General features: G+C 69.7%; 11 protein-coding genes. 9 read left to right on the forward strand and 2 right to left on the reverse strand.

The window, feature by feature from the left end; all coding sequences use genetic code 11:
• Positions 1-30 precede the first annotated feature (30 nt).
• A complete protein-coding gene (locus VF665_RS01125) occupies positions 31-807 on the reverse strand; it encodes a 2OG-Fe(II) oxygenase (RefSeq protein ID WP_331051556.1) in 777 nt (258 codons plus the stop codon).
• 59 nt (positions 808-866) lie between these two features.
• The gene (locus VF665_RS01130; protein WP_331051557.1) at positions 867-1,586 is read right to left on the reverse strand and encodes a TylF/MycF/NovP-related O-methyltransferase; all 720 of its coding nucleotides are present in this window, start codon (positions 1,584-1,586) and stop codon (positions 867-869) included.
• Between the two features lie 407 nt (positions 1,587-1,993).
• On the opposite strand from VF665_RS01130, the gene VF665_RS01135 reads away from it, so the two are divergent.
• The 9 genes from VF665_RS01135 (at position 1,994) to VF665_RS01175 (ending at position 10,656) form a co-directional block, all read left to right on the forward strand.
• Positions 1,994-2,668 (forward strand): M23 family metallopeptidase, encoded by a 675-nt coding sequence (locus VF665_RS01135; RefSeq protein ID WP_331051558.1) that lies wholly within the window; start codon positions 1,994-1,996, stop codon positions 2,666-2,668.
• A gap of 124 nt (positions 2,669-2,792) precedes the next feature.
• The gene (gene nhaA / locus VF665_RS01140; protein ID WP_331051559.1) at positions 2,793-4,160 is read left to right on the forward strand and encodes a Na+/H+ antiporter NhaA; all 1,368 of its coding nucleotides are present in this window, start codon (positions 2,793-2,795) and stop codon (positions 4,158-4,160) included.
• A 332-nt stretch (positions 4,161-4,492) separates the two neighbouring features.
• The gene (locus VF665_RS01145) at positions 4,493-4,798 is read left to right on the forward strand and encodes a helix-hairpin-helix domain-containing protein (RefSeq protein ID WP_331051560.1); all 306 of its coding nucleotides are present in this window, start codon (positions 4,493-4,495) and stop codon (positions 4,796-4,798) included.
• A complete protein-coding gene (locus tag VF665_RS01150) occupies positions 4,792-5,352 on the forward strand; it encodes a hypothetical protein (protein ID WP_331051561.1) in 561 nt (186 codons plus the stop codon). Before VF665_RS01145 ends, VF665_RS01150 begins: the two co-directional genes overlap by 7 nt.
• A gap of 1,044 nt (positions 5,353-6,396) precedes the next feature.
• On the forward strand, positions 6,397-6,978 hold the full coding sequence (locus tag VF665_RS01155; RefSeq protein WP_331051562.1) for a TIGR00730 family Rossman fold protein: 582 nt from the start codon (positions 6,397-6,399) through the stop codon (positions 6,976-6,978).
• Positions 6,979-7,050: 72 nt separating this feature from the next.
• Complete coding sequence (locus tag VF665_RS01160; RefSeq protein WP_331051563.1) at positions 7,051-7,611, forward strand: NfeD family protein; 561 nt, start codon at positions 7,051-7,053, stop codon at positions 7,609-7,611.
• A gap of 121 nt (positions 7,612-7,732) precedes the next feature.
• Complete coding sequence (floA, locus tag VF665_RS01165; protein WP_331051564.1) at positions 7,733-8,740, forward strand: flotillin-like protein FloA; 1,008 nt, start codon at positions 7,733-7,735, stop codon at positions 8,738-8,740.
• 3 nt (positions 8,741-8,743) lie between these two features.
• Positions 8,744-9,259, forward strand: coding sequence for a hypothetical protein (locus tag VF665_RS01170; protein ID WP_331051565.1), 516 nt, complete (start codon positions 8,744-8,746; stop codon positions 9,257-9,259).
• 365 nt (positions 9,260-9,624) lie between these two features.
• Positions 9,625-10,656: a TerC family protein gene (locus VF665_RS01175; protein ID WP_331051566.1), complete on the forward strand. Its 1,032-nt coding sequence runs from the start codon at positions 9,625-9,627 to the stop codon at positions 10,654-10,656.
• Positions 10,657-10,722 lie beyond the last annotated feature (66 nt).

The following is a 10,722-nucleotide window of genomic DNA, read 5'->3' on the forward strand; positions in this document are numbered from 1 at the left end:
CCGCCTGTGCGGAAAGGGGTTCGGGCGTGCTCAGCCGAAGACCGACGCGGCGCGGCCGGCCAGGGCGCGCAGCCCCGCCGTGGCGCGGGTGAGCGGCGACACCGGGAGCGGCTTCCACAGGTCGATGGAGCTGGACAGCGAGATCTGCAGGAAGTTGCGCGGCCCCTTCTGCGAGGTGATGGCGCTGGCCGAGTGCCAGCTGGCGTTGTGGCAGGGGAACATGGCCATGCGGTTGTGCCGCGGGCGAATCACCTCCGTGGCAGGCGCGTCGGGGCCGGGGTGCAGGCGCAGGTCGCCGCCCACCATCTCGATCTCGTCGGCGTCGCAGAAGTACAGCAGCATGGTGGCCACGCGGCGGCGATGGTCCAGGTGCGCGCCCCGGTCGTACCCGGTGCGCGCCTGCGCCACGTCCATGCGCACCCACAGCTCGTCGGGCGCGTGCACCACGTTGGCGATCCGCGGGGCTTCCTTGTCCGCGCGCGACTCCTGGTACGGCACGTAGCGGGCGTTGGAAAGATCCACCACGCACTCGCGCTCCACCACCTCGCGGAACTGCCCCAGCACGTAGTCTACGAACGCCTGGCTGTGAAAGCGGTTGAAGAGCGTGCGCCACGCCTCGCTCCCCTCCAGCAGCTGGTCGTACTCCGGATCGCCCCAGAAGTAGTTGTAGCCGGTGGGGCCGCTCCCCGGCGGGCACTCGGGAAAGGCCGCCAGCAGCGCACCGTACAGCTCCGGCTCCAGGTAGCCGTCCTGCAGAACGTGGGGGAACGGCTCGGTGCGCAGCGGCGCGGGCTCGAACGGGTGCATGAAGATCCTGGGGCGGAGGATGATGGAAAGGGCGGCGGACGGTGCGGCCGGGCCGGCCGCTAGTTGCGGAGCACGTGCAGGCGGGAGCGGCGCTCCAGCCGGAACTCGCCGGGGCGGGCGGCGAAGTATTCGTCCACCGCCTTGCGGCACCCCGACTTGGAATCGTAGTCGTCGATGATCATGACGCCGCCCGGGGACAGGCGCGGCGCGATGCGCTCCAGGCACACGCGGACGGATTCGTACCGGTCGCAGTCCACGTGCGCCACGGCCACCGGGCCGTGCTCCGGCAGGGTGTCCTGCGCCATCCCGGGCACAAAGGCCACGCCGGTGCGCTCCGGGTCGACGCCGTAGCGCCGAAAGGTTTCCCGCACGCGCTCCAGCAGGCCGTTCACGTACCCGTAGTATACGCCGCCCCCGATCCCCTCCGACAGCCCGCCCGCGATGGCGGCGTAGCGGGCGTGCACGTCCGGCCCGTCCCCCTCGCTTGGCGGCGGCGGCATGCCGAAGACGTCGTACACGTACAGGGGCCGGTTCGACGCACGCGCGAGCGCCATCACCAGTGCCGATCCGCCCAGCGCGCACCCCACCTCCACCAGGTCGCCCGGCACGTGCGCCCGCCCGGCGACGGCGCCGTGCAGTTCAGTGAGCGCCGCCAGGTCCAGGTACGTCAGCCCTTCCGCGCGAACCGCGCGGGCGACGGCCGGCGCGCGCCACGCCAGCAGCGCGCGCTTCGCCCGCCCCGCCACGCGCGCGACCCAGCCCGCCGATGCGGGAGTCACGAGAGAAGCGGAGGGGCGGCGTATGTCCCGCAAGGTCGTGGGTTCTGGGGAAGATAGGTGGGCAGACGGACTCTTGAGATCGGGACGAAAACCTTGCTTCCAGTTCAAGTCAAAGCAGGCCATCAAAACACTTCCCGCGGCACTCACGATTCCCAGATTCGCCCGGAATCGCAGAAACTGGATGTTGCCACCTCCAGCTGCCCGGGTCAACCCGCGACCATGCGGACTGGCGAGGCATACGGGTGCCGCTGTCCGGGGCCGGATGCATCAAAACTCTTGCGCACACTGCCGCAATGACGGCAATATGACGGCTCACGGGCCGCAGGGTTTCCCCGCCCGATGTCCTTTGCCCGCCGCCGCTCCTCCCCGGAATGGCGGTTGTACCACCCCCGGAACGTTTCCGCGACATGTCCATCCGCCCCATGCACCGCGCCCTTCCGGGCGTTCTGGCGCTGGCCGCCGCGCTTTCGCTGAATGCGTGCACCGTCGCCATCGGCGCGGCGCCGGAGAGCGCCCCCGGCAGCCGCACCCGTGCCCGCACCGCGGCCCGCCCCGCACCCGCCCCCCGCGCGGCCGAGGCGGACCACGCCGAAGCGCCGGCGGGCGAACTGGCGCCCGGCGCGTCGCTGCTCATTCCCGTCCGCGGCATTCGCCCCTCGCAGCTGAGCGACAGCTACACCGACGCGCGCTCCGGCGGCCGCACCCACAACGCCATCGACATCATGGCGCCCCAGGGCGCGCCCGTGGTGGCGGCCGCGGACGGCACCATCCACCGCCTGCGCACCGGCGGCATGGGCGGCATTACCATCTACCAGTTCGGCGACGACGGGCGCACGCTGTACTACTACGCCCACCTGCAGCGCTACGCCGCCGGCATTCGCGAAGGCCAGCGCATCCGCCGCGGCGAGGTGATCGCCTACGTGGGCGACACGGGCAACGCCGGCCCCGGCAACTACCACCTGCACTTCAGCGTGGGGCGCCTGAGCAATCCCGAGCGGTACTGGGAGAGCGAAAACGTGAATCCGTATCCGCTGCTGACCGGGTCCGCCGGCACCCGCTCCGCCGTGGCGCGCGACCGCTGACGCACGCGCTCCATGCGCCGGTTCACCGCCCGTCCTGAGTAGCGGACCAGCAGGGTTGGATTGCGCGCGGGGCCCCGTTAGGTTCGTCGGCCCAGTCCAATCCGGGAACCGACTCCAGGGACACATGGCCGCGCACGACCACTTTCTACCCCCGCCCCGCCCCACTCGCATTCAGCGGATCCTGTCCCCCTTCGTCCGCTTCGCGCACGCGGAGTCGGCGGGGGGGATCGTGCTGGTCGCCTGCACGCTCATTGCCATCGTCGCCGCCAACTCCCCCTGGCGCGAGGCGTACCACCACTTCTGGGAAACCCCGCTCAGCTTCCGCTTCGGCGGGCAGGAGCTGTCGTACACCCTGCACCACTGGGTGAACGACGGGCTGATGGCGGTCTTCTTCTTTCTGGTGGGGCTGGAGATCAAGCGCGAGTTCCTGGTGGGCGAACTGGCCTCCGCGCGGCGCGCCGCCCTTCCCATCGCGGCGGCGCTGGGCGGCATGGTGGTGCCGGCCCTCATCTACGCGCTGGTGAACCTGGGGGGCGAGGGGGCGCGCGGGTGGGGAATCCCCATGGCCACGGACATCGCCTTTGCGCTGGGCGTGCTGGCGCTGCTGGGGCCGCGCACCCCGCTTTCGCTCAAGGTGTTTCTGGCCGCGCTGGCCATCGTGGACGACCTGGGCGCCGTGCTGGTGATCGCGGTCTTCTACACGGACCACATCAACTGGACGGCGCTGGGCATCGGCGGCGTGGTGCTGGTGATGCTGGTGCTGCTCAACCGGCTGGGGGCGCGCAAGCCGCTCACCTATGTGGCGCTGGGCGCGGGGCTGTGGGTGGCGTTCCTGCTCAGCGGGGTGCACGCCACGGTGGCCGGCGTGCTGCTGGCGATGACGATTCCCGCGCGCACCCGCATTGACACGGCGGAGTTCCTGGACCGCGGCAAGCTGATTCTGAACCACTTTGACGCGGCGGGCGAGGAAGGGCCCAGCGTGCTGACCAACAAGGGGCAGCAGGCCGCCGTGCAGGAGATGGAGAACGCCTGCGAGGCCGCGCAGGCGCCGCTGCAGCGCATTGAGCACGAGCTGCACTACTGGGTGGCGTTCGGCATCATTCCCCTGTTCGCGCTGGCCAACGCCGGGGTGCACCTGAGCGGCAACCTGGCGGCCGCGTTCCGTGAGCCGGTCACGCTGGGCGTGCTGCTGGGGCTGGTGCTGGGCAAGCCCATCGGCATCACGCTGTTCGCCTGGCTCTCGGTGCGCCTGCGCATCTCGGAGCTGCCGTCCGGGGCCAACTGGCGGTCCATCGGCGGGGTGGCGCTGCTGGGGGGCATCGGGTTCACCATGTCGCTGTTCATCAGCGCGCTGGCCTTTCCCGAGCACCCGGAGTTCAACGAGGAGGCCAAGCTGGGCATCTTCATGGCCTCGTTCATCGCCGGCATCCTGGGATGGCTGGCCATCCGCAGCCTGCCGCCCGTGGCGGTGCAGGACGAGATGGAGGAATGAAAAGCGAGGGGCCCGCCATCGTGCTGGCGGGCCCCTTCGCGTTCCCTCACTCCCTCACTTCCGTACCGGCGCTCAGGACTGCTTTCCATCGGTTCTCAGCCGTGCCCACCCGGAGGACGCCATAAGCGAAGGTGGGGGTCACGTCGGCATTCTCGATCCCGTGTACAGCCTCGTCCTGCGTGATACTACCGCACTACCCGCCGCGGAGTTTCAACCACTTCATTAGCGGAACATGAACGTCCTGCTCCGCGCCCTGTCGTACGCGTCGTGTGGATGAAAGGTTTCACCCCCGCGTACATCCACTGAGACACGCGCCAGCCGAAAAAGGTTGCATGCCCCCCAAGAGCGCCCGCCGCGACGAGCTTCAGCGCATTCCCGGCATTGGCCCCAGCCTGGCGGCGGACCTGCGCCTGCTGGGCTTTCCCACCATTGCGTCGCTGCGCGGGGCGGACCCGGTGGCCATGTACGACCGGCTGTGCGACATCACGGGCGTGCACCAGGATCGCTGCGTGTTGTACGTGTTCCGCTGCGCCGTCTACTTCGCGTCGGAGGCGGAGCACGATCCGGAGCTGCTGCAGTGGTGGGCATGGAAGGATGGCGGCGCGGCGTACCAGCCCGGGCGCGCGGGCGCATGCTGATCGACGACTTTCTGCCGAAGGCGGACTTCAGCGAGCGCCACGCGGTGCGTACGTCGGCCTCGCCGGCGCAGGCGTACGCGGCGGTGCGGCGGCTGGACATGAGCGGATCGTGGATCATCCGTGCCCTCTTTGCCCTGCGCTCGCTGCCCGGGCGGCTGGCGGGCAGGAAGGCGCGCGGCGAGGCGCCGCTGGGCACGCGGATGGATGGACTGCTGCGCGGCGGGTTCGTGCTGCTGGCGGAGGACGCGCCGCGCGAGATCGTGCTGGGGTTGACGGGGCGGTTCTGGAAGCCCGCGGGCGACCTGCGGCGGGTGGAGGCGGATGCGTTCCGCGCGTTCAACGAGCCGGGGATGACGGTGGCGGCGTGGAACTTCGCAGTGCTCCCCGCCGAGCGCGGATCGCTGATCGTTACGGAGACGCGCGTGCGCTGCACGGACCCGCACGCGCTGCGCATGTTCGGCCGCTACTGGCGGCTCGTGGGGCCGTTCAGCGGGCTGATCCGGCGCGAGATGCTGCGCGGCATCCGCAACGACGCGGAGCGCGCGGGAGGTTGATCCGTGACTGTCCGCCCTCCGCCCGTGCGCCACAAACCCATGCAGCGCAGACACTTGTCATCCTTAGGAGGCGCCGGAGGCACTTGCGGCCGAACGGCACTCTGGCGCCGACGAAGGATCTACTATGCCTGTGAGAACGGGCGTGCGTGTCGCGACGTTGGCTCAGCGGCCAGTAGATACTTCGACTCCGCGCCAAAGTTTCGGCGCGATAGAAAGTCCGGCGCCGCGCTCCGCTCAGGATGACAGGCCTTTGTGCACCTAAGTGTTTGTAACGCAGGAACTTGTCATCCTGAGGAGGCGCCGGAGGCACTTGCGGCGGAACGGCACTCTGGCGCCGACGAAGGATCTGCTGCGCCTGTGAGAACGGGCGTGCGTGTCGCGACGTTGGCTCGGCGGCAAGTAGATCCTTCGACTTCGCGCCAAAGTTCGGCGCGATAGAAAGTCCGGCGCCGCGCTCCGCTCAGGATGACAGCTCGTTGGGCGCTCAAGTCTCTGCAGCACATAGGCTTGTCATCCTGAGGAGGCGCCTGAGGGACTTGCGGCGGAACGGCACTCTGGCGCCGTCTGCTGCGCCCGCGAGAACGGGCGTGCGTGTCGCGACGTTGGCTCGGCCGCCCGTAGATACTTCGACTCCGCGCGCTATGGTTCGGCGCGGCGGATGGTTCGGTGCAGCGCTCCGCTCAGGATGACAGGCTTTTGCGCTCTTAACTACCTGTGATGCAGAGACTTGGCATCCTGAGGGCTGCGGGCGTGCCGCGGGGCCGGGACGCGGCGAGAAGTACGGGGCGTGCCGCGCCACCTGCGTCCGCGCGGAGACTTCGGCGCGGGATTCTTCGGTCGCGCAGGGTTCGGCACGGTGGACGGCATGGCGCATTGCTCCCTCAGAATGACGCCTCAGGCTTCGGCGCGAGAGGGCGGGCCGGATCTGCAAGATGCTCCGAGGATGACGGATCAGGTGGGGGAGGGATCGGCGGGCTGGTTTCTCAAGCACGCGCGCAGCGGGGCAGGCTGTTGCGCGTATCGCGTGAACAGGGGAGTGGACGGGTGAAGAGGATCTGTGTGTTCTGCGGAAGCAGCGCGGGCAGCCGGCCGGAGTACGCGCGGGCGGCGGCGCAGGTGGGCTCCCTGCTGGCGGAGCGCGGCATCGGGCTGGTGTACGGCGGCGGGCGCGTGGGGCTCATGGGCGTGGTGGCCGACACGGTGATGGCCGCGGGCGGCGAGGTCGTCGGCGTCATTCCCGAGGCGCTCATGAGGCGCGAGGTGGGGCACCACGGCCTTTCGGAACTGCAGGTCGTGGGCAGCATGCACGAGCGCAAGGCGCGCATGGCCGACCTGTCCGACGGCTTCATCGCCCTCCCCGGCGGGTACGGCACCTACGAGGAGTTCTTTGAGGTGCTCACCTGGTCGCAGCTGGGCATTCACCCCAAGCCGTGCGGCCTGCTGAACGTGCACGGCTTCTACGACGCGTTTCTGGCCATGGCCGACCACGCCGTACGCGAGGAGTTCGTTCGCCCGGCGCACCGCGCGCTCATTCTGGACGACACCGACCCCGTGCGGCTGCTGGAGCGCATGGCCGCCTTCACCCCGCCGCCGGTGGAAAAGTGGATCCGCCCGGAGCAGCGCTGAGCCGGGTTGGATTTTCGGCGCACCGTTGATATGCTCCATCGCAGGATGGCACACGAACCCGCGACGGGAGCCATGATCACATCCGTTGAACCGCAGTCACACGCCTTTCACGCCGTCCTGGGGATGGCCGGATGGGCGCCGGTGCTGGTGCTGATCGCCGGCCTGGTGCTGCTGTGCGTGGAACTCTTCGTCCTGCCCGGCTTTGGCGTGGCGGGCATTCTGGGCGTGCTGGCGCTGATGGCCGGCGTATTTCTGACCGTCACCGGGCCGGTGCCGGGCGTGGCGGAGGTGTCCATCGCCGCGTTCAGCGTCATCAGCGCGCTCACGCTGCTGGGGGTGGGGACGTGGGCGGTGCTCGCCACACGGCAGGGGCGCTACCACGCCCTGTTCGGCGGCTCGCTGGACCGCGAGCGCGGCTACGTGTCCGCTCCCCCGCGGCCGGAGCTGGAAGGGGTGGAGGGGGTGGCGCTCACCGACCTGCGCCCCGCCGGCGCCGCCCGCATTGGCGGCGAGCGGCTGGACGTGGTGAGCGAGACGGGGTGGATCGGCGCGGGGACGCCGGTGCGGGTGATCCGCTCCGACGGGTACCGCACCGTCGTTCGCCCGCTCGCGCTGCCGGACGGCCAGGGCTGAATCCGGCAGCTCGCAACTTGTTTGATCGCAACCCCGTAGAACGCTCAGGCGCCGGCCGGACGGCCGACGCCCGCAGGCCCGCGCAGGGCGGGCTTCCCCCCGATCCACAGGACACACGGTCATGGAAGGCATCGCCGCCGGCAGTGCGCTGATCCTCGTCTTCTTCGCGTTCATCGCCTTCATCGTCCTCATCAACCTGATCCCCGTGGGGCTGTGGGTGCAGGCGTGGACCTCGGGCGTGTACGTCCCTTTCGTGCAGCTCATCGGGATGCGCTTCCGTCGCGTGAGCCCAGGGCGCATCGTCAATCCGCTCATCACCGCGCGCAAGGCGGGGGTGCGGCTGGAGGTGGACGAGCTGGAAGGGCACTACCTGGCCGGCGGCAACGTGGAGCGCGTGGTGCAGGCGCTCATCGCCGCCGACAAGGCCGGCATCGGGCTCACCTTTGAGCAGGCGGCCGCCATTGACCTGGCCGGGCGCGACGTGCTGGAGGCGGTGCAGACGTCGGTGAACCCCAAGGTCATCAGCACGCCGCGGGTGGCGGCCATGGCCAAGGACGGCATTCAGCTCATCGCCATCGCCCGGGTGACGGTGCGCGCCAACATCAACCGCCTCGTGGGCGGCGCGGGTGAGGAAACCATCCTGGCGCGCGTGGGCGAGGGGATCGTGAGCACCATCGGCTCGGCCATGAGCCACAAGGCGGTGCTGGAAAACCCCGACAACATCAGCAAGACGGTGCTGGCCAAGGGGCTGGACGCGGGAACGGCGTTCGAGATCCTGTCCATCGACATCGCCGACGTGGACGTGGGCAAGAACATCGGCGCCGAGCTGCAGACGGACCAGGCAGAAGCCGACAAGCGCATCGCGCAGGCCCGCGCCGAGGAGCGCCGCGCCATGGCGGTGGCGCTGGAGCAGGAAAACCAGGCGCGGGTGGTGGAGGCGCGCGCCCGGGTGATCGAGGCCGAGTCGCAGGTGCCCATGGCCATTGCCGAGGCGTTCCGCACCGGCAACCTGGGGGTGATGGACTACGCGCGGTACCAGAACGTGCAGAGCGACACGGGGATGCGCCGCGCGCTGGCCGGCCCGTCCGGCCCCAACGGGCAGACGGGCAGCAACGGCCAGGGAGCCTGACCGGTGACCTGGCTGATCGGGGCCGCGGTGGTCTTCTGGATCCTGGGAATGGTCCAGAAGGCCGCACAGGGCCGCGGCGCCATGCCCACGGTCGCCCCGCCGCAGGCGCCGCTGGAGCCCGTGCGTGCCCTTCCGGCCGGGCGCATGCAGACCGCCATGGAGGCCAGCTCGTCGGAGGGCGAGGTGGATGAGCTGGAGGGCGACGCCGACCTGCACGCGGACGAGTACGACCACGACCTGGCCGCGGACGACGAGGAGGAGGAGCAGCCGGTGTTCGTGCTGCGGAGCACGGACCCGCGCCCGCTTCCCGAAGCGCCGCAGGTGCTGGAGACGGAGGTGGACTGGACGGCGGAGCACGAGCGGTTCCACCGCAGGTACGTGGAGGCCGCCGCCGAGGTCCGCCCCGCGCACCACGGCTTGCTGGAGGAGATGCGCGACCCCGCCGCCCTGCGCCGCGCCGTGCTGATGGCGGAGATCCTGGGTCCGCCCGTCAGCACGCGCGACCCCCGCGCCGGCTGAGGACGGGGCGGACCCGCGGAAGAACCGGAACGGGGCCGGCGGATGCCAATCCGCCGGCCCCGTTTGTCGCTCCGGCCCGCCGGACGGGAGGCCGCGCCGCGTTGACGGCAGGACTCTTGCCTCGTACTTTCCCGCAGAACTGGAAGGGGAGTAGCTTACCGGCGAGACAGCCGGCGGCCGGATCGTCAAGACTGCGGGGCGACCCGCACGGTCCGGTTGGGATGCGGCGCGCCTTGGGCGCGGCGTGATCAGGGCGAGACCTTCGCTACAGGCCGGGTGCCATTCGCGCGCCGGGCCCCGGGCGAAGGTGTCGCCCGTTTTTTCGTGCAGCAGACGCCCGCCGCGGCGTCCATCCGGGAGGCAAGTTGCTGAAGGGACATGTTCTGCCCTACGTGGGCTTCACGCTGCTGGTGTTCATCATCCTCGCGCTGGACCTGGGGGTGCTGAACCGCAAGGCGCACGTGGTAAAGCCCAAGGAGGCCGGCCTGTTTGCCGGGCTCACCATGGTGCTGGCGCTCGCCTTCGCCGGCCTGATGTGGACCGGCAACCTGCCCGTGGAGGGGGTGGGCGGGCGCCAGGACGCGCTGGAGTTCCTGACCGGCTACCTGATCGAGCTGGCGCTGAGCGTCGACAACATCTTCGTCTTCGTCCTGATCTTCGCCTACTTCAAGGTTCCGCCCAAGTACCAGCACCGGGTGCTGTTCTGGGGCGTGCTGGGCGCGCTGGCCATGCGCGGCGCCATGATTGCCGCGGGCGCCATTCTGATCGCGCGCTTCGAGTGGATCATCTACGTGTTCGGCGCGTTCCTGGTGTACACCGGGATCAAGATGGCCACGCAGGACGAGATGGACGTGGAGCCGGATTCCAACCCCGCGCTCAAGCTCATCCGGCGCATCATCCCGATTTCAAACCAGTACCACGAGCAGCACTTCTTTGTGCACGAGGAGTTCAAGGGCAAGCTGCGCTGGGTGGCCACGCCCCTGCTCGTCGTGCTGGTGCTGGTGGAAACGACCGACCTGATCTTTGCCGTCGACAGCATTCCCGCGGTGTTCGCGGTCACGCGCGACCCGTTCCTGGTCTACACCAGCAACGTGTTCGCCATTCTGTGCCTGCGGTCGCTGTATTTCCTTCTGGCCGGGGTGATCGACAAGTTCCACTACCTCAAGCTGGGGCTTTCCGTCGTCCTGATCTTCATCGGCGTAAAGATGCTGGTGACGGCGCTGCACTTTCACATTCCGGTGGCGGTGTCGCTGCTGGGGGTGGCGGGGGTGCTGGGGGGGTCGGTGGTGGCGTCGCTCATGTTCCCCAAGCAGCTGCAGGAGCACGACGAGGTAAGCCACGACCCGCTGGACGAGAGCGACGACCCGCCCGGGCCCATTCTGCCCGACCAGCGCTGAACGACGGAACGACGAACGGCCCTCCGCGATGGAGGGCCGTTCTTCGTTCGGGGGATGGCTGAGGCC

Origin of the sequence: Longimicrobium sp., assembly GCF_036387355.1 — a bacterium.
Classification (GTDB): domain Bacteria; phylum Gemmatimonadota; class Gemmatimonadetes; order Longimicrobiales; family Longimicrobiaceae; genus Longimicrobium.